Here is a 19155-nt window from a genome sequence, read left to right on the forward strand (position 1 = left end):
ATTACTTCGTATTAGGTCCATTCCGCCACGCTGCATCATGGAAGGCGTGACGATAAAACACACCTTCCATCAAATCACAGTCACTGACGATAATATTCATATACTTATAGTGACTCATAAAGGACCAAAGAATAAGCAACCCCGGTATAATGATATCGCGTCGTTGTGGCGGTAAGCCCCGTATAGCTAGACGTTCTTCTTGCGAAAGGGCAGAAAGCCGCGGAATGAGTTCAATTACATCCTTAAGTGCTAAAGAATAGTTATTAATTTTTTGGGGATCGTAGACGTTAAGTTTTTGTACCATCGCCGCAGCGGTGGTAATGGTGCCTCCTATCCCCACGATATGCGTGGGCTTCACATCCATTGGCACCCAAGTTTCATTGCAATGTGCGACTGCCTTTTCAAAAGATTGCAATTCGGTTTCCCACCGTTCTTTTAATCGTACTGCCCCCATGTCATAACTATGTGACCAATGGACATTGTTCCTTGTACCGACAGCGACTTCCGTGCTACCACTGCCTATATCAAGGGTCAATATACAGGCCTTCGGGTCCATGTTGGCAGTTGCACCGTAAAATCCCAATAAAGCTTCCTCGCTGCCCGTAATAATACGACAATGCCAGCCAAAACGTGCACGCACTTCAGCTAAAAAAGCATTCCCATTGCTAGCGTCTCGCACGGCACTCGTTGCCACGACACAGACGGGAACATACAACAAACGACTCCGCCATGTGGCTAAGGCCTCAAGCGTGCGTTCCATACTCTCTGCGGAAAGAGCCCCTCCTTTGTCGACGCCTTCACCTAACCGAGTCATGATGACATCCTTAGGTGTAAATCGCCAAGGTTTAGCATCGTCTGCCTTTACACCGATCATAAGGCGAATAGAATTAGACCCCATATCAATTACTGCATACTCTTGCACGTTCATAATTACCACTCCAGTCTATAATAATTAAAATAAAAGAAAAACCTCAAAGAGATAATGAGAAACCACAAAGAGATAACAAGAACAAAGAAATAACAAGAACAAAGAGATAACGAGAAACCAAAAAGAGCATTCCAAGCAGGAATGCTCTTTTGCCCCTAAATTTCTCATTCGAAATTAATCAGCATGCCGTGCACCACGGCCACCTCGTTTGGATTCCGTATTTCGTTTCAAATCCATAAGACGTTCATCGCTTTCTTTTAAGAATTTGCTCAACCGATCTTCAAAAGATGAAGAGGTAGAAACATGTCGATGCTCACCATTGGTGTGAAACTCCCGATGCGGACGAACTGCTTTTCTTTCCGGAGCTGACTGTGCCTGCTTGATAGATAATCCAATTTTTCCTTTTTCATCTACCGCTAAAACTTTTACTTGTACCTTGTCTTGCACTTTTAAGAAATCATGAACATCTTTTACATATTCATTGGCCACTTCAGAAATATGTACTAAGCCTACCTTTTTATCAGGCAATTCTACAAATGCACCAAATTTTGTAATACCTGTAACGATTCCTTCAAACACCTTACCCACTTCGATTGTCATGCTGATTTATATTCCTCCTTGTATGCTCAGCATTATTGCTAAAGCGTATATCGTTATTATACTCAAAAAGCTAAAAAATTTCAATCAAAAATATAATAACTTCTAATTTATTTCTTATAAGGAATTTCCCCCGGTTTAGCAAGGCCAAATCGTTCTCTTGCTTCTTTTTCAATTTCCTGTGTATCATTGAGTTGTTCTTTGCGTTGTTTAAGTTTTTGATTTTCTTTTTGCAACACTTGTTTTTGTTGTACCGTTACTTGCATATTCTCATGAATCTGCCACAGTGAAAAAAAGCGATATCCTAAGAAAAGACAGCCGATAATGATAATAAGAAGAAGTATTTTATGATATAGGTAGGCCACTTTATCTTTTTCTCTTTTTCTTCGTCTTATAGCCCGTATGGGACGGCGTCTATTTTCTTGTGCCACGACATATTCCCTTCCTTTAATTTGCCTAGGATAATTCCAATATATGTAGTTAGTATACCACATATTCTGAAAAATAGTCTATTTATCGCTTTGGCTCAATTCGATTTGTTCATTAAAAAGACTATCTTATTTAGCAAAATTCTATATAATAGAAGTAAAATAACTAATTAAAGAGGGATCGGAATGACGTATCAAAAATTAACAGAAAAAACCTTAAAAAAGCTTGCCTCTATCGTTGGCGAGGAGTTTGTCCGTACGCAGCCGGACGTGTTGCAAACGTATAGCCATGATGAAGTCAGTGATACGACGTACCATCATTTACCTGAGGCAGTTGTCTTTCCCCAATCGACCGAAGAGATTGCCGCTATCATAAAATTAGCAAATGTCGCCCATTTTCCCGTAGTACCCCGGGGCGGTGGTACGGGGTTAGCCTGTGGTGCCGTTCCCCTGTATGGTGGTGTCGTCCTAAGTACGGAACGAATGGATCGCATTCTCGCACTTGATCCTACGGGGCTATATGCCATTGTCGAACCGGGTGTACGCACGGCAGATTTACAAGCCGCAGCCGCAGCTAAGGGATTATTTTATGCAGGTGATCCATGTAGTAGTGATTCTTGCTGTATTGGCGGTAATATTGCGACCAATGCGGGCGGCAATCGAGCCGTCAAATACGGAACAACCCGTCATCAGATTTATGCACTTACGGTTGTGACGCCCACAGGAGATATCGTACAGACGGGAGCACGCTTAAAAAAACAATCGACCGGCTATTGTTTAGAACAGCTCATAGCGGGTTCAGAAGGCACGCTGGGTATCATCACGCAAGCAACGCTCAAGCTTTTGCCAAGGCCTAAACAGATTGTCGATATTCTCGCCATTTTTCCCACGCCAACGAAGGCGATCGACACGGCGGCTTGTTTGTTACAAGCGGGCTTGTTGCCGACATGTATAGAGTTTATGGATGAACCGACCTTACGTTCTATTGAGGCCTATTTGCATGAACCTTTACCGGGAAAGGACAAACGCAATTATGTCATCATCGAAATGGACGGTACGGAAGAGGAAATAGAGCCGGCCTTAGAAAGCATCGACACGATTTGTCAGCGTCAAGGAGCAACGGATATTCTCGTTGCCGATTATAAAAAGATTTGGCGTGCCCGTAAGGCCTTTGCTGAAGCCGTACGGGCAGAAAGTTTGCTCGTCAGTAAAGAGGATGTAGTCGTTCCCATAGAAAAGCAAGGCGAGTTTTTCCACATCATTGCCGACCTGGCACATAAGTATAACCTTATCACACGCATTGCCGGTCATATTGGCGATGGCAATATTCATCTTAATATTTTAAAACCAGCCGAAGAATCATATCTTACTTGGCAAAAACGGGTCACCGAAAATCAAACGGCACTGTACACGGCCTTATATCAACTAGGCGGGCGTTTATCCGGCGAACATGGCATCGGTGCCAAACGGCGTGATTTAATGGAACGGTTTACCGATCCTGCCACGTTAGCCCTGATGAAAACGATAAAAAAAGCCTTAGATCCACAATATGTACTGAATCCGGGCAAAATCTTTGATATATCAAAATAGGTCAAAAAAAACACCTTTTTTCTATATGAAAAAGGGTGTTTTTTCCGTTATGCTTATACCTATATTATTAAAAGGTATCTGTTTTATCTGAATAATTTGTCAAGTAATAAGAAATTCGACTCAACCCGATAGAGAGATCTTCCCGAAAAACAAAAATGTTATTAGGTACATTTAATCGTAACGGGGCAAAGGTCAATATCCCCTTGATTCCAGCGGCGACCATGTCATCGGCCACTTGTTGGGCTACCGATGCAGGGGTCGTAATAATGCCGATTTGAATTTGTTGTTCCCGAATAATTTTCCCCATATCGACACTTGATGTTACGGTAATGCCACCGACGTTTTGTCCGATAATCCGATGATCCACGTCAAATAACCCCATCGTGCGAAAACCTAAGCGTTCAAAGGTCTTATAGTTAGCAAGGGCCCAACCTAAATGGCCAATACCGGCAATGCCTATTTTCCAATGTTGTTGCAAACCGATAATTTCGACAATTTGTTGACACAGTTCACTAACATAATATCCTACCCCTTTTTTACCAAACGCACCAAAACAGGTTAAGTCTTTCCGAATTTGTTCAGGTGTAATGCCTAACCGTTCCCCTAATCTTTCTGAGGAAATAATATCAATACCCGCATCTCGCAATAACAATAAATCTCGATAGTATAATGGTAATCGTTCAATTACGGCATCCGATATTCCTTTTTTATGTCTCATCACGTATCATTCCTCCAACTAGCGTATTTCCCCTATATTATGAGTATACATACGATAGTACATCCTATTCTATGATATTATTATATATTAGTGTGAATTATTTCGCAAATTATTTTCGCTAAACCAATTGGCAAATATACCGCACCACAGCCAAAAGGTCATGGATAGTTGCGTTGCAAACAAGTCAAAATCACCTATGCCACAAACGGTCGTACCGATGATAATGCCCCCCATGAGTAAGGGGATGTAGCTTTCTTGATGGTTATGAATGTCGTAACACCGTGCGTAATACCAGTTTCCTCCATAAAACCACAGGAAGAAAAAAAAGCCGGTCATGCCCGTTTCGGCGAGGATATTTAAAAACATGTTATGTGCATGATAGATGCAAATGCCTGCATGCTTAATGAACCAATTGTACTGGGGATAAATCGTTTTAAATTCGCCCCAGCCAATACCCAAAATGGGATGCGTGCCGGCCATGGTAAGGGCGGCTTTCCACATGGACCACCGCATAGCAAGGGAGGTGTCTTCTTGGCTCACGGAAAAAAGAGATATCCACCGTGCATAGAGGGTGTCATGGTACCAACCAAAGAGAAGGGGGACACACAAAAACCACAGCCACCAGCGTTTATTTTCTACCCATCCCAAATACAAGCACAAGGCGGCCAAGGCGAGCCAGGCACCGCGAGAGTAGGTTAAGATCACCGCACCGACCAACGCCAACGTAAGGATGCGTTTGCCCCATACCAGATAGGGATGCTTGCAAGGCACACTAATACTGACGCAAAGGGCAATGACTAAAAATTGTGCCAATAAGTTCGGGTTATATAAGGGTGCATACATCCGCCGCGACAAGAAGGGAAAGGCGTCTTTATCCACCCATATATTCGTTTCGACAGGCGAAAGGATGTATTGCCCAAAGCCGCAAACGGTAACCGCCGCAGCGGCAAGTAAAAAAACATAACACAGTTGCTTTCGTTCCCCGGCGCCACGGACAAAGGTTTGTACCACATAATACAGTGCCAAATATTGCCCTAGCGTATAGATGTAAAAGGCCGTGCTACGTAAGGGTGTCGCCGTCGCATGTAGGGATAGCAGGGCAACGATACCAAAGCATATGGCCGGTACGTTTAAGGGTTGGCTGCTCTGCCGTGGTCTTCCATACCGTGCCATATAATAAATGGCTAAGCCCAACGTAAGGATAAAACACACTTCCATCGCTATCAGCTGCAAGGGCATAAAGAAGATGGTTCCTGCCAACGCGTACAAAATATGCTGCCGTGCTTTTTCTTTTTGGTCTCGTACATGATATGTAAAAATACCCATTGTCCGTTTCCTCCTCGTGTTATTATACTAAACCGGACGCTTTCTGACTAGCTAAAAAAAAATGACGGAAAGCCGCCATTTTTTTCTATTTTCCGGATCTACCAAAAACACCTATCCTACATCTGCAGGATAGGTGTTTTGAGTGATTTTTACATTAACGTTAGTGTTTTTTTGTTATTTCAATCGTGTATCCATGCTGTTCAACAATATCGGCTAATTCGGTATAGCGAATTGTCGCATTACGCATCTTAGCATTAAAGGCTTGCTGTGATAAGCCTATTTCTCTAGCAATATCTACTTCTGACTTATTGATATCAAACAACCAATTTTTCCACATTTTAATAAATTTGCGTTTTCGTTCTAACTTAATGGCATCATTTTTTTTCTTCGTCTTTCGTTGAACTGGTTCCATTTCTACTGCTTCACTCTGCTTGTTCATCCTTATTCATCACCCATTCATATTACACAATGTTTATACACGAAAATCTTTGCACGAATTCCGTATATACTTAAGTATTATATTTTTATTATACTCATTTTTTTGTTTTTTGTAAACTTTTTTTAACACATTTTCATGACAAAAGCACTACAATTTAACAACAAAATTAATGTATACACGTTCTTGCTCATAGACTCGCCTGATAGTGTTCACGCAGATAGGCTCGTACAACACCTTGCATATAAAGAGAACCAACGAGGCAAATGACGTCTTCAGCCGTTGCGTGTGTAAACGCCCGATCAACCGCCTCTTCCAAAGATTGACACGGCGTAGCGTGACAAGGCAATTGCGGACATAACACCTTTGGATCGGCCGTACGCGGATTGGGTACGGGAGCTACATAGACCTCATCATCTGAACGAAACAGTTCTTGTATCATGTGCGTATAATCCTTATCGGCTAGTACGGAAAAGACGAATATCCGCGGTCTACGTGCAAATACCTGTTCATAGGTCTGACAAAAGGAGGTAATCCCTGCGGGGTTATGTGCACCATCAATGACCACTTGCTTGCCTTGTACCGTCAGTACTTGGAAACGACCGGGCCAACGCACGTGGGCAAGTCCTTGGCAAATAGCGGTACGTGTCAATGCCTTGCGTGTACGTGCCAGTTCCAGTAGTGCCATCACTGCGGCGGCACCGTTCTGCTGCTGATGCTGTCCTAATAAAGGCAAGGTCACGTCAATGGTTTTGCCTGCGGTTGTCGTCACCCGTATCGCTTGGGTCGTCTTATCTTCCCCCGGCGGTAACGGCATGACGTCAAAGCCATGATGCAATGCGTACAGGCGACTTTGTTTCGCATACGCCCTTTTGGCTATGACCTGTAAGGCCTCGCCCGTAGCCGTTGTCACCACGGGTACACCCGCTTTAATAATCCCTGCTTTTTGCGTAGCTATCTCGCCAATCGTATGCCCACAATATTTCATATGATCAAAATCGACATTCGTAATAATGGATACAACCGGTGTGATCACATTCGTTGAATCCAATAATCCCCCTAAGCCAACTTCAATGACGGCGTAGTCTACCTTTTTTTCTGCAAAATACCAAAAAGCGGCAGCTGTAAGCATTTCAAACGTTGTGGGTGCTTCCTGTCCGGATGCCGTCAATTGGTTGACCCCTTCTTGTACCGTAGCGATAGCCTCGGCAAAATCAGGTGCCGAAATGAGTTGCCCATGTACATAAATTCGTTCTCGATACGTTTCCAAATGGGGCGATGTATAGCGACCTACCCGATAGCCGGCCGCTTCTAATGCCGCTGTTACCATCGCCGTTACTGAGCCTTTTCCATTCGTCCCCGTCACGTGTATCGTTTGATACTGCCGTTGAGGATTTCCCAATATATCCAATAAGGCGGTAATCCGCGAAAGTCCCAGTTGGATACCAAAGGAACTCGCCTGTTCAATATACTGTACCGCTTCTTCATAGGTCATACCTGTCACCTCTTACAATTGCTTTAATTCTGCTAAGCGATGTGTGAGCATCTCTAATTTATCTTGATAAGACCCTAATTTTTCCTTTTCTTTGTCTACTACATCCGCAGGAGCCTTCGCTAAAAAGCCCGCATTGTTCAGCTTGTGTTCGAGCCGTTCAATTTCTTTTTGTACTTTTCCCTGTTCTTTGAGTACACGTGCCATTTCTTTATCCACATCAATCAAATCTTTCACTTGCACGTACATTTCCATGCCGGGGGCTACTGCCACGACAGCATTCGTAGGTTTATCCGCTTGCGGTGATAAAATCGTTACCTTATCGGCAAAAGCTAAAATACGGAAATATTGTTCATGTTGTTGTAACAATGTCGCCGCTGTTTCATTAGCCGGTACAAAGATGACCGGTGCTTTTTTCCCCATCGGCACATGTGATTCGGCCCGCAAATTACGAATTCCTTTCACCGCTTCCATAAGCACTTGCATTTGTTTGGCATCTTCTGTAAATAGCCATTCTGCCTGTGCCGTTGGCCATGGTGCAAGCATAATGCTTTCGCCTTCATGCGGTACATGTTGCCAAATGTGTTCCGTCACAAAGGGCATAAAGGGATGCAATAATTCGAGCGTATGCGTCAATACATAGACCAATACGTATTGAACGGTACGCCGATCAACGGCATCATCGGATGTATATAAACGTGGTTTGGCCAATTCGATATACCAATCACAGAAATAATTCCAAATAAAGTCATACACCTTATCGGCAGCAGCCCCTAATTCAAAGCGATCTAAATCGGCTGTCACCTGTGCTACCCGTTCATGGAAGGTCGTCATAATCCAGCGATCGGCGAGCGTCAACGCATCACGTTGAGGAACATAGGTCGGATCGTAATCTTCCACATTCATCATAACAAATTTTGCGGCATTCCAAATTTTATTGGCAAAATTCCGATTGGCTTCCACCCGTTCCATATAAAACCGCATGTCATTACCCGGCGTATTGCCTGTCACCAAGGTAAACCGCAAGGCATCGGCTCCATATGTTTCACATACGCCTAAGGGGTCCACTCCATTGCCGAGAGATTTACTCATCTTCCGCCCTTGACTATCTCGTACCAACCCATGAATAAAGACGTGTTCAAAGGGAATGTCTTGCATAAATTCACACGTCATGAACATCATCCGTGCTACCCAGAAAAAGATGATATCATATCCCGTAACCAATACGCTCGTTGGGAAAAATTGTTCGATATCTGCTGTTTTATCCGGCCAACCTTGCGTGGAAAACGGCCATAAGGCCGAGCTAAACCATGTATCTAACACATCCGGATCACGCTGTATGTTGGTGCTTTGGCAATGCATACAATGGGTAATATCTTCACGTGCGACGGAGGTTTTACCACAATCCTCACAATACCAGGCAGGGATTTGATGGCCCCACCACAATTGACGAGAAATACACCAATCATGCACGTCTTCTAACCAGTGATTATAGGTTTTCACAAACCGTTCGGGAATGAAGGATGTCTTCCCCGCGGAAACCGCTTCTAACGCCGCCGTTGTCAACGGTTTCATCGAAACGAACCATTGCTTTGTCGCAAACGGTTCAATCGTCGTATGACAACGGGAACAATGGCCTACCGCATGAGCTAAGTCTTCTTGGTGATCTAATAAACCAAGCTTCTGTAAATCTGCTACGACTGCTTTACGGCAGGCTTCACGGGTCATCCCTTCATAGGCACTCCCGGCTTCACTATTCATCGTGCCATCTAAATTCATCACCATAATAGAAGGCAAGTTATGGCGTACGCCCATTTCAAAATCGTTCGGATCATGTGCCGGGGTAATCTTTACCGCACCTGTACCAAATTCTCGTTCTACGTACGTATCCCCAATAACCTCTACTTCTCGATTAACCAGGGGAATACGCACTTTTTTACCGATAAACTGACGTAGTTTTTCATCTTCCGGATGAACCGCCACAGCGGTATCACCCATCAAGGTTTCCGGTCGCGTCGTAGCGACCGTAATATATGCATCTTCGCCGACAAGGGGATACTTAATGTACCATAAATGCCCTTGTTCATCCACATGATCCACTTCAATATCACTAAGAGCCGTATGACATTGCGGACACCAATTCGTAATACGCGTACCTTGGTAAATAAGTCCCTTTTCATAAAGGGAAACAAAGACTTCTCGCACCGCCCGAGCACATTGCTCATCCATAGTAAAGCGTTTCCGACTCCAGTCGCAAGACGACCCTAAGCGGCGAATTTGCTTTTCAATGCGTTCACCATACTTGTTTTTCCAGTCCCACACGCGTTCTAAAAAAGCATCTCTACCAATGTCATAGCGTGTTTTCCCTTCCTTTGCCAGCTCTTCTTCGACCTTTACTTGCGTAGCAATACCAGCATGATCCGTACCGGGAATCCAATTCGTATTATACCCTTGCATTCGCTTAAAACGAATTAAAATGTCCTGCAACGTATTATCCAACGCATGCCCCATATGCAACTGGCCAGTAACATTCGGTGGAGGCATAACAATGCTGAAAGCTTCCTTCCCTGCTTCCGGTTCTTGATGAAAATAACCTGCTTTTTCCCAGTGCTCATACCACGATGTTTCTATTTCACCAGGTGCATAACTTCCTAACTTTTCTTTATTCCACTTCATCTAAACGCCTCCTTACAATTAAAAAAGCACACCTTCATCCCCTAGGACGAAAGTATGCTGCCTTCCGCGGTACCACCTATATTGTCGCCTTGCGACCACTTAATACAGATAACGGCTGTATCCGAACAAGCCTTTCCTCTTGTCAGCTCACGGGTGACACAATAGCTATACCGGAGCAACTTCTCAGCTACCGTTGCCTCTCTGACCGCTACGCACTATTTTCTTCCGCTCATTGCTTTTTTATTGTATATCATTTTAACAAGTTTATTTTTTTTGTCAATGCAAAAAAAGGATTATCGCATGCAAACGATAATCCTTTTTTTATCAAGCATAAATTTCCTATTATTTAGCCGTTAAAGCTGCCATTGTCACATAATTATAAGGTTGATTGAAGTGAGGCATAAAGAACAAGTCTAACAAGGCAATGCGATCAATAGTAACTTTTTCTTGAATAGCTAAGGAGAACATATTGATCTGTGCAGACATATCATACGTCGAAGCCAATTGTGCCCCTACGACAACACGGTCGTTTTTACGATACACGATGCGAATAGAAACCTTTGGATTTTCAACTTCCATAAACGCCGGTTTTTGCGTATCTTCAAAATCAGTATAACTTACTTCAATACCTGCTTTTGCAGCAGCGGCAACCGTCAAGCCGACAGTAACCATTTTCAAGTTATAAATGCAAATCCCGCTGGCCCCTTGTACACCCAGAGATTCAATTGCCGTACCGCATGCGTTATGAGCAGCTACCACGCCACTACGAACAGCATTCGTAGCCAACGCAATGTATGATTCTTTTCCCGTTGAATTATCAAATTCGGTCGTGCAATCGCCAATAGCATAAATATCTTTTTGACTCGTTTCAAATTTATTATTCGTCAAGTAGGCATTATTAGCAAAACGAGCAAACAAATCGCCACCTAATGCGGAGTTCGGTTTAAAGCCAACAGCGGAAATAACCATATCTGCTTTATACGTGCCTTTATCCGTAACAACAGCGCAAACCTTGCCATCTTTACCTTCAAATTTTTGCACACCTTCGCCCAAACGAATTTCAATGTTGTGTGCTTTCATGTTTTCCATCATCATATCCGTGAATTTCACATCAAAATTACGTGGCATAATGCGATCCGCCATATCTAACATAACCACATGTTTGCCCAAGCGTTCAAAGGCTTCTGCCAATTCTACGCCAATATAACCGGCACCCATAACAACTACATCTTTAATGTCTGGTTGTGCTTGTAATTTTTCAATAACTTCTTTGGCATTTTGATACAATTTTACCAATTGGATATTTTCCAAATCATGTCCGGGAACAGGAAGCACTACCGGATTAGAACCGGTTGCTAAAATCAATTTATCATAAGAATCTTCTTTTTCTACGCCATCAACGGTAACGGTAATCGTTTTCTTTGTTGGATTAATAGCCGTTACTTCCGCATTCATATGAATCTTAGCACCTTTTGCTGCTAAGCCTTCGGGTGATGCATAAAAGAGGCCATCGCCTGAATGAATTTGTTGTCCAATCCATAAAGCCATCCCACAGCCTAAAAAGCTGATATTCGTATTCTTATCGTATACGACGACTTCATTTCCCTTATAATTGTCCAAAATCGTGTTAATTGCTGCTGTACCTGCGTGGTTTGACCCTACTACAATAATTTTTGCCATAATACCTTCCTCCTTATATGCTTCACTCAAAATAAAAACCTTACGTTTTTATTTCTACTATTTTACTCAAGTATAAACTTTCACCCCTTGCTTGTCAATAATAGATATAGGAATTACTAACACATGATATGCCTAAAAAACATAGCTAAATGCAAGCATCCCTAAGAGCGGCTTACAGTATACAACCTACGGGGGAGCTAGGTCGCATTACTCCCCCTCCCCATGTATGCAGCATATCATTTAGGTTACGTCCTTTCTTTGTTCGCCTCTGCCGAAAACACCGGCATGGCTTATGTCTTTATCTACGACCGGTCGCTTTATTATACGTGTTTACGCATATGAGATCGCCTGTTACTTCTTCCGTTTTATGCATCTACAAAAAAACACATATCCTACGAATGTAGAATATGTGTTTTCTAGCTGACTCTATATTATTCAATAATCTCAAGAAGGCAATCGCCACTAATGATGGGTTGCCCCTTGGTGGCGTAAATTTCACCGACCGTACCGCTAAGGGGTGCGGTAATGGTTGTTTCCATCTTCATCGCTTCCGTAACGACTAAGGGTTCACCTTTTTTCACTTTTTGTCCCTTCGTGACGAGTATTTTCACGACAGATCCCGATAAGGTAGCACCGATGTCGCCCGGTACGGTTGGATCGGCTTTTCGTTTTGATACGGTTTGTAAGTCGATACTCTTATCGACAACTTGGATTTCCCGTTCCACCCCGTTAAAGAGGAACGTAATCGTACGAGTACCGCTATCATCGGGATCGCTAATGTTGATGAGGGTGATAATGAGGTCTTTCCCTTTTTCAATTTCGACATGTATTTCTTCGTTTTTATTCATGCCAAAGAAAAAAGTGGGGGTATCAAGAACGCTCACATCGCCATATATTTTGAGTTTTTCATTATAGTCGCGGAATACTTTGTCGTATTGGCAAAAAGCGTTAACGTCTTCATCGTCATGTTTATAGCCTGCATCGGCTAATTTTTTGCGGACACCTTCAAAATCTACGGGAGCTAACATTTTCCCTGGACGTTCGCTTAACGGCTTTTGACCTTTGAGTATAATTTTTTGCAACTTTTCCGGAAAACCGCCATAAGGTACACCTAAGCGACCTTCAAAAAATTCTACGACCGATTGGGGGTAGTCAAGAATATCGCCTTTTTCGTAAATAGCTTGTTCCGTCAAATTATTTTGCACCATAAAGAGTGCCATATCGCCGACAACCTTAGAAGATGGCGTAACTTTGATGATGTCACCAAACATCATGCTCACTTGGTGATACATCGCTTGAATTTCTTGCCACCGCTCGCCTAGGCCTACGGATTTTGCTTGCTGATGTAAATTCGAGTATTGCCCACCCGGCATTTCATGGAAGTAAACGGATGTACTCGGATAGGCTTCCGCTTTATCTACGCCTTTATAGTAAGGGCGAACGGATGCCCAGTAACGTGACATTTCTTCCATCGCCTGAACGTCCAAGTTAAGTTTCCGTGCTTTGCCTTGAATAGCATGATAAAAAGTACTCATGCTCGGTTGACTTGTACCACCGGCAAAGGCGGAGAACGTGCCATCGACAATGTCTACGCCTGCATCTACGGCACGGCAGAGCGTACCTACCGCATTACCTGCACCATCATGGGTATGCAAGTGTACCGGTACGGTAAGGACGTCTTTTAACGCTGAAATCAAGCGATATGATGCTTCCGGTTTAAGTAACCCGGCCATATCTTTTATGGCGACAATGTTAGCACCTGCTTTGGCTACTTCTTTGGCCATGTTCACATAGTATGCCAGGTCGTATTTAGAACGGGATGGATCGAGTATATCACCCGTATAACAAAGAGCGACTTCAGCAATTTTCCCCGTTTCACGGACGGCTTGAATGGTTTCATACATGTTATCCAAACTGTTCAAGCAATCAAAGATACGAAATACGTCAACCCCATTTTTAGCAGCCAATTGGACAAACTGTTTTACCACATTGTCGGGATAGCTTGTATAGCCAACACCATTGGCCCCGCGAATCAACATTTGTAAAAGGATATTCGGCGATTTTGCACGCATTTCTCGCAACCGTTCCCACGGGTCTTCCTGTAAAAAGCGATAGGCTACATCAAAGGTAGCACCGCCCCAGCATTCATAAGAAAATAGTTGCGATAATTTTTTGGAAGATGCTTCAAGTACACGCAGCATATCAATGGAGCGAACCCGCGTGGCAAGTAGAGATTGATGGGCATCACGCATCGTGGTATCCATTAAGAATATTTGCTCTTGATCGTATACCCATTTGCAAAAGCCTTCTGCACCAAGACTGTCAAAGCGTTGCTTTGTCCCGTCTGGATAGGGGCCTTCAGGAACGGTCGGCAGTTGTAGTGGTTCAAACACAGGTTTTTCCGTATGACCAGCACCACCATAGCCATTGATGGTCGTTTCACCAATATATTTTAAGAGTTTTGTTCCCCGATCTTGTACTACCGGCAAGTTAAATAATTCAGGATGGTCATCAATAAAATTAACATCGTATGAACCATCGACAAAGGATTGTTCTCTTAGTACATTAATAAGAAAACCGATATTTGTCTTAACGCCACGAATACGGAATTCTTTTAATGCACGGAGCATTTTCTGTACAGCACCAGCATGAGTAAGGGCATTGGAAACCGTTTTTACTAACAAGGAGTCATAATAAGGGGTAATAATAGCTCCCGTATAAGCGTTACCACTATCCAAGCGAATGCCGAAGCCACCACCGCTACGATAAACCATAATTTTACCCGAATCAGGCATAAAATTATTCATCGGGTCTTCTGTTGTAATACGACATTGGATGGCATTACCCAAGCACCGTATGTCATCTTGACTGTGAATACCGATGGTGTCGCTATCTAAGGCATATCCTTCGGCAACCTTGATTTGCGTCTGCACGATGTCAATTCCCGTAATCATTTCAGTAATCGTATGTTCTACTTGCACACGCGGATTGACTTCGATGAAATAGAAATTGCCATCGGCTGTGACGAGAAATTCTACGGTCCCTGCATTGACATAATTCACGTTTTTCATTAGTTTAATGGCAGCTGCACAAATGCGTTGCCGCAATTCAACCGGCAAGGAAAAAGCCGGTGCCACTTCCACGACTTTTTGATGCCGCCGTTGCACGGAACAGTCCCGTTCGTATAAATGAATGACATTACCATGTTCATCGCCCATAATTTGTACTTCTATGTGTTTGGGGTTGATAATGCATTTTTCTAAATAAATTTCATCGTTGCCAAAAGCCAATTGGGCTTCCGATTTTGCCCGATCATACGCATCACGCAAGTCAACCATGTTATTAACCATACGCATCCCGCGACCGCCACCGCCATTTACGGCTTTAAGCATAATTGGCAACCCAACTTCTTTAGCAAAGCGTTCTACTTCTGCATAGTTCATCACGGGACCATCGCTGCCGGGGATATACTGAATGCCCGCTTTTTTCGCTTGAATACGAGCATTGATTTTATCGCCAAACATGATTAAATGTTCTACACGTGGACCGATAAAAATGATGCCCTCTTCTTCACATCGTTTTGCTAAATCAGCATTTTCCGATAAAAATCCATAGCCGGGATGGATCGCATCAACATCATGTTCATGAGCAATGCGAACAATATCTTCAATATCTAAATAAGCATCAACCGGTTTTTTCCCTTCTCCTACTAAATAAGATTCATCTGCTCTAAAGCGATGTAATGACAATGAATCTTCTTTAGAATAGATTGCAATCGTCCGAATGCCCATTTCGTTACAGGCTCTAAATACGCGAATTGCAATTTCACCTCGGTTTGCAACTAAAACCGAACGAATTTTTTTCATGAAAAAAACCTCCTGATAAGTCATGTAATCAATTAATGGTACGCCTAATATGGCATCGTACACTATGCTTTTTATTATATCAAACTGTCCGTACATTACAAGCATAGAACGCATAATAAGCGAATATATACTGTATACAAAAAATATTTATACACATTGATATGCTCTACATCATTGGTAATCTGCTTATGTTTTCTTGTTTTGCCACGCTAATAACCATATACTAACTTCATATAAGATGAGCATGGGAATAGCAATCATCGTCTGCGTAAAAATATCCGTCGTCGGCGAAATAATTCCAGCAAAAATAAAGGAAAAGACGATAAAATATTTCCGTTTATGGCGTAAAGTAGACGCAGAAACAATACCTAAACACGATAAGAAGAAAAAGATAAGGGGCAATTCAAAAACAATGCCAAAAGGTAATAAAAACATAATAAGAAAGGATAAATACGCACCAAACGAAAATAACGGTGCTAATTGTGGCGTAGAAAAGCTCAAAAAGAAGGTCATCGCCGTTGGTAGCACTAGGATATAGCCAAAGGCAAGACCTATATAAAAGAGTGCAACACCGCCCGGGACTAAACGCCGCCCTATTTTCCGTAAATTCGGTTCAAAGGCAGGGGCAAAAAATGCCCACCCTTCATAGACCAAAACGGGTAAGGCGATCAAAAAGCCAAGCCAAAGGGATAGTTTGAGATAGGCAAAAAAAACTTCTGTTGGCGTTAAAAAATACACTTTGCCCGCCGGCTTGGTAAGCCATCTTACGATGTCTTCAATGTAGTAATAAGCTCCTCCTGATGCAATCCCCCACCAAAGAACAGCACGAATAATTCGCTTTCGTAGTTCCTGTACATGCCCTTCTACGGGCATTATTTTTTCATCATATGGATGTTGGGGTGTCCGTACCGTGTTCATGCCCTCTCCCTTCCGGGTTGTCCGCAGGCGTCGTTTTCGCTTTCTTATCAGACGGCGTGATTTCTACCTCTACTACATCTTCATCGATCTCGTTCATCGCTTTTTTATATTCACGCACAGCCTTTCCTAAGGAACGGCTTATTTCCAGTAATTTTTGTGGACCTAGTATGATAAAAGCAACTACCATCACGAGTAGCATTTCACTAAACCCCATATAACCATCTCCCTTATAAAAAAGGGACTCTTAACGAGTCCCTGCTTTTTTTACAACCAATGAATGCGTGTTTCGTCATATCTGGATTCAACCGTTGCCTTTGGTTCGGCCTCATACCCAATAGGGACTATGGCAAAAGGAATGGAATCTGCCGCCGTCTGCAAGGTACGAGCGGTCGCTTTCATACGGGCTTTGTACGGTGCTAAGGCTAACCATACGCCACCAAGCCCTAAATAAGATGCTTCAATCAATATATTTTCGGTACACGCACTCAAATCCAGATTGGCAAAGCCGGGAAAACGAACTAGTTTATCCCGCTTACAGACAACAATCGCCGCCGGTGCTTGAGCACAGCAACCTGCATACGGACTACATGTGGCAAGGCGTTGCAATACGTCCGGCTCTTGTACCACGTAAAATTCCCATGGATGTTGATTGCCTGCGGAAGGTGCGGCCATGGCAGCTTGTAGCAATCGTTCTAATTTTTCTTTCTCTACGGGCTTAGGTAAAAATTTTCGTACACTGTGTCTTGAAAAAATCGCTTCCATGATTTTCCCCCTCAGTTTTTTAATATACTTTATTATACCACAGGCACAATGGGATGAAAACGGTATCGCCCTATATGGAGGCATAAAAAAAACATCCCGTAGGATGTTTTGGTGGTGCCGGAGAAGGGACTTGAACCCCCACGGTGTTACCCGCCTGATTTTGAGTCAGGTGCGTCTGCCAATTCCGCCACTCCGGCATGTCTATGGAAAATACTTTTAAAGACAAAAACTATTATATCATATAATCTTATTTCGTCAAGCTTTTTTTATCGCCTTTGTACATGCTTTTTTACAAGCAAAAAAAATACAAAACCGAATACTTCGGTTTTGTATTTTCCTTACTTATTGTGCTTTCGCTAATTCTACTAACTTCGTAAAAGCAGCTGCATCATGAACAGCTAAATCAGCAAGCATTTTCCGATTTACCATAACACCTGCTTTTTGCAAACCGTAAATAAAGCGGCTATAGCTAAGTCCTTGTGCACGAGTAGCAGCGTTGATACGAGCAATCCATAATTTACGGAATTCACGTTTTTTCGCTCTTCTGTCACGACGTGCATAGAACAATGCTTTCATTACACTTTCATTTGCTTTTTTAAATAAACGGCTCCGTGTACCACGATATCCTTTTGCCATTTTTACAATTTTTTTATGACGAGCGTGTGCGGTCACACCCACTTTAATTCTAGCCATGATTTTATTCCTCCAACTACTCTATTTAAATTCTATTTTCTTACATGTAGGGGCACATATTACGCACAGCTTCTGTCATCGTCTTAGAAACGAGTGCTGCTTTTCGTAAATTGCGTTTCCGTTTTGGTGATTTGGATTCCAATAAATGGCTCTTATACGGTTTCATACGTTTTATTTTTCCCGTACCTGTTGCTTTAAAACGTTTTGCCGCAGCACGGCGAGTTTTTAATTTCGGCATAATAACGACTTCCTCCTATTGCTTTCCTTTAATCGCAGACATGACCATCGTCATGTTTCTGCCTTCTAATTTCGGTTCTTTTTCTACATGAGCGACCTCATTAAGCTCTTTAGCGAAACGTAGCAGTAAGTCACGCCCTAATTCGGGGTGGCTCATCTCTCTGCCTCGAAACATAATCGTCACTTTGACCTTGCTTCCATCGCCTAAAAATCGTTGGGCCCCTTTTAGTTTGACATAAAAGTCATGGTCTTCGATATTCGGCCGCAGTTTGACTTCTTTTAATACCAATACCTTTTGTTTCTTTTTTGCTTCTTTTTCACGCTTTTGTTGTTCGTATCGATATTTGCCATAATTCATAATCCGACAAACGGGCGGCTTGGCATTTGGTGCTACTTCTACTAAATCTAAGTGACGTTCTTCAGCAATTTGCAGTGCTGAACGTATCGACATAACACCTAATTGTTCATTCGCATCACTGACGACACGAACTTCGCGGACTCTAATTTGATCGTTGATACGTGTTTCCTTACTAATGGTCTTTCACCTCCAAAAAAAAGAACGAATAGTATTCACTATCCGTTCATTGCCTTCATCATAAACCTTAGTAACTTGTCGTCATGTAAGGTGAGAAACGGATAGTTTCTACTTTATTTTTAACTTGTATTAGTTTATCATCTTTGTCTTTTCTTGTCAATAGCCGTTCTGCTACTACCATATTAAATATAAACGATAATTATTTTTATTTAATATTTGCTTATATTTACTCTTGCTTTTATCAAAATCTTCTGTTATACTATCAACATAACA

17 protein-coding genes, 1 tRNA gene and 2 other annotated features are annotated in these 19155 nt (G+C 42.6%); of the genes, 1 reads left to right on the forward strand and 17 read right to left on the reverse strand.

Features of this window, described 5'->3' with window-relative positions:
- Position 1 precedes the first annotated feature (1 nt).
- The 3 genes from HMPREF1040_RS05075 to HMPREF1040_RS05085 form a co-directional block, all read right to left on the reverse strand.
- Entirely contained in the window at positions 2-928 is a 927-nt protein-coding gene (locus HMPREF1040_RS05075; RefSeq protein WP_007392928.1) for a Ppx/GppA phosphatase family protein, read from the reverse strand.
- Positions 929-1102: 174 nt separating this feature from the next.
- Positions 1103-1528: a S1 domain-containing RNA-binding protein gene (locus HMPREF1040_RS05080; RefSeq protein ID WP_007392893.1), complete on the reverse strand. Its 426-nt coding sequence runs from the start codon at positions 1526-1528 to the stop codon at positions 1103-1105.
- 107 nt (positions 1529-1635) lie between these two features.
- Positions 1636-1956, reverse strand: a complete 321-nt coding sequence (locus HMPREF1040_RS05085; protein WP_007392869.1) for a septum formation initiator family protein — start codon at positions 1954-1956, stop codon at positions 1636-1638.
- A 183-nt stretch (positions 1957-2139) separates the two neighbouring features.
- On the opposite strand from HMPREF1040_RS05085, the gene HMPREF1040_RS05090 reads away from it, so the two are divergent.
- A complete protein-coding gene (locus HMPREF1040_RS05090; RefSeq protein ID WP_007392836.1) occupies positions 2140-3543 on the forward strand; it encodes an FAD-binding oxidoreductase in 1404 nt (467 codons plus the stop codon).
- Positions 3544-3610: 67 nt separating this feature from the next.
- On the opposite strand, the gene HMPREF1040_RS05095 is transcribed toward HMPREF1040_RS05090, so the two are convergent.
- From HMPREF1040_RS05095 to infC, 14 genes are all read right to left on the reverse strand, one after another.
- Complete coding sequence (locus tag HMPREF1040_RS05095; protein WP_007392845.1) at positions 3611-4261, reverse strand: redox-sensing transcriptional repressor Rex; 651 nt, start codon at positions 4259-4261, stop codon at positions 3611-3613.
- Positions 4262-4348: 87 nt separating this feature from the next.
- Positions 4349-5587 (reverse strand): O-antigen ligase, encoded by a 1239-nt coding sequence (locus HMPREF1040_RS05100; RefSeq protein ID WP_007392848.1) that lies wholly within the window; start codon positions 5585-5587, stop codon positions 4349-4351.
- Positions 5588-5747: 160 nt separating this feature from the next.
- Positions 5748-6026 carry a hypothetical protein gene (locus HMPREF1040_RS05105; RefSeq protein ID WP_007392923.1) on the reverse strand — a complete coding sequence of 93 codons (279 nt, stop codon included), beginning with the start codon at positions 6024-6026 and terminating at the stop codon, positions 5748-5750.
- A gap of 187 nt (positions 6027-6213) precedes the next feature.
- Complete coding sequence (locus HMPREF1040_RS05110; RefSeq protein WP_007392908.1) at positions 6214-7518, reverse strand: folylpolyglutamate synthase/dihydrofolate synthase family protein; 1305 nt, start codon at positions 7516-7518, stop codon at positions 6214-6216.
- A 12-nt stretch (positions 7519-7530) separates the two neighbouring features.
- Complete coding sequence (locus tag HMPREF1040_RS05115; protein ID WP_007392815.1) at positions 7531-10191, reverse strand: valine--tRNA ligase; 2661 nt, start codon at positions 10189-10191, stop codon at positions 7531-7533.
- Between the two features lie 39 nt (positions 10192-10230).
- Positions 10231-10433, reverse strand: a binding site (T-box leader).
- 100 nt (positions 10434-10533) lie between these two features.
- The gene (gene nox / locus HMPREF1040_RS05120) at positions 10534-11871 is read right to left on the reverse strand and encodes a H2O-forming NADH oxidase (RefSeq protein ID WP_007392886.1); all 1338 of its coding nucleotides are present in this window, start codon (positions 11869-11871) and stop codon (positions 10534-10536) included.
- A 431-nt stretch (positions 11872-12302) separates the two neighbouring features.
- Positions 12303-15737 carry a pyruvate carboxylase gene (locus HMPREF1040_RS05125; protein ID WP_007392905.1) on the reverse strand — a complete coding sequence of 1145 codons (3435 nt, stop codon included), beginning with the start codon at positions 15735-15737 and terminating at the stop codon, positions 12303-12305.
- A 186-nt stretch (positions 15738-15923) separates the two neighbouring features.
- On the reverse strand, positions 15924-16655 hold the full coding sequence (gene tatC, locus HMPREF1040_RS05130) for a twin-arginine translocase subunit TatC (RefSeq protein ID WP_007392837.1): 732 nt from the start codon (positions 16653-16655) through the stop codon (positions 15924-15926).
- The gene (locus tag HMPREF1040_RS05135) at positions 16621-16869 is read right to left on the reverse strand and encodes a twin-arginine translocase TatA/TatE family subunit (RefSeq protein ID WP_007392828.1); all 249 of its coding nucleotides are present in this window, start codon (positions 16867-16869) and stop codon (positions 16621-16623) included. Before HMPREF1040_RS05135 ends, tatC begins: the two co-directional genes overlap by 35 nt.
- 50 nt (positions 16870-16919) lie before the next feature.
- Positions 16920-17417: a nitroreductase family protein gene (locus tag HMPREF1040_RS05140; protein WP_007392841.1), complete on the reverse strand. Its 498-nt coding sequence runs from the start codon at positions 17415-17417 to the stop codon at positions 16920-16922.
- A 112-nt stretch (positions 17418-17529) separates the two neighbouring features.
- Positions 17530-17614, reverse strand: a tRNA-Leu gene (locus HMPREF1040_RS05145).
- A 145-nt stretch (positions 17615-17759) separates the two neighbouring features.
- Complete coding sequence (rplT, locus tag HMPREF1040_RS05150; protein ID WP_007392826.1) at positions 17760-18110, reverse strand: 50S ribosomal protein L20; 351 nt, start codon at positions 18108-18110, stop codon at positions 17760-17762.
- A gap of 40 nt (positions 18111-18150) precedes the next feature.
- Complete coding sequence (gene rpmI, locus HMPREF1040_RS05155; RefSeq protein WP_007392914.1) at positions 18151-18348, reverse strand: 50S ribosomal protein L35; 198 nt, start codon at positions 18346-18348, stop codon at positions 18151-18153.
- 15 nt (positions 18349-18363) lie between these two features.
- A complete protein-coding gene (infC, locus tag HMPREF1040_RS05160) occupies positions 18364-18882 on the reverse strand; it encodes a translation initiation factor IF-3 (RefSeq protein ID WP_036257690.1) in 519 nt (172 codons plus the stop codon).
- 10 nt (positions 18883-18892) lie between these two features.
- Positions 18893-19002, reverse strand: a sequence feature (ribosomal protein L20 leader region).
- Between the last annotated feature and the right edge of the window lie 153 nt (positions 19003-19155).

This window comes from Megasphaera sp. UPII 135-E (assembly GCF_000221545.1).
Taxonomy (GTDB): Bacteria; Bacillota; Negativicutes; order Veillonellales; family Megasphaeraceae; genus Megasphaera; species Megasphaera hutchinsoni.

Excerpts from the sequence above, each read along its gene's own strand:
- HMPREF1040_RS05075 (WP_007392928.1), bottom strand. The coding sequence starts at position 928 with ATGAACGTGCAAGAGTATGCAGTAATTGATATGGGGTCTAATTCTATT.
- HMPREF1040_RS05080 (WP_007392893.1), bottom strand. The coding sequence starts at position 1,528 with ATGACAATCGAAGTGGGTAAGGTGTTTGAAGGAATCGTTACAGGTATT.
- HMPREF1040_RS05090 (WP_007392836.1), top strand. The coding sequence starts at position 2,140 with ATGACGTATCAAAAATTAACAGAAAAAACCTTAAAAAAGCTTGCCTCT.
- HMPREF1040_RS05095 (WP_007392845.1), bottom strand. The coding sequence starts at position 4,261 with ATGAGACATAAAAAAGGAATATCGGATGCCGTAATTGAACGATTACCA.
- HMPREF1040_RS05100 (WP_007392848.1), bottom strand. The coding sequence starts at position 5,587 with ATGGGTATTTTTACATATCATGTACGAGACCAAAAAGAAAAAGCACGG.
- HMPREF1040_RS05105 (WP_007392923.1), bottom strand. The coding sequence starts at position 6,026 with ATGAACAAGCAGAGTGAAGCAGTAGAAATGGAACCAGTTCAACGAAAG.
- HMPREF1040_RS05110 (WP_007392908.1), bottom strand. The coding sequence starts at position 7,518 with ATGACCTATGAAGAAGCGGTACAGTATATTGAACAGGCGAGTTCCTTT.
- HMPREF1040_RS05115 (WP_007392815.1), bottom strand. The coding sequence starts at position 10,191 with ATGAAGTGGAATAAAGAAAAGTTAGGAAGTTATGCACCTGGTGAAATA.
- nox (WP_007392886.1), bottom strand. The coding sequence starts at position 11,871 with ATGGCAAAAATTATTGTAGTAGGGTCAAACCACGCAGGTACAGCAGCA.
- HMPREF1040_RS05125 (WP_007392905.1), bottom strand. The coding sequence starts at position 15,737 with ATGAAAAAAATTCGTTCGGTTTTAGTTGCAAACCGAGGTGAAATTGCA.
- tatC (WP_007392837.1), bottom strand. The coding sequence starts at position 16,655 with ATGAACACGGTACGGACACCCCAACATCCATATGATGAAAAAATAATG.
- HMPREF1040_RS05135 (WP_007392828.1), bottom strand. The coding sequence starts at position 16,869 with ATGGGGTTTAGTGAAATGCTACTCGTGATGGTAGTTGCTTTTATCATA.
- HMPREF1040_RS05140 (WP_007392841.1), bottom strand. The coding sequence starts at position 17,417 with ATGGAAGCGATTTTTTCAAGACACAGTGTACGAAAATTTTTACCTAAG.
- rplT (WP_007392826.1), bottom strand. The coding sequence starts at position 18,110 with ATGGCTAGAATTAAAGTGGGTGTGACCGCACACGCTCGTCATAAAAAA.
- rpmI (WP_007392914.1), bottom strand. The coding sequence starts at position 18,348 with ATGCCGAAATTAAAAACTCGCCGTGCTGCGGCAAAACGTTTTAAAGCA.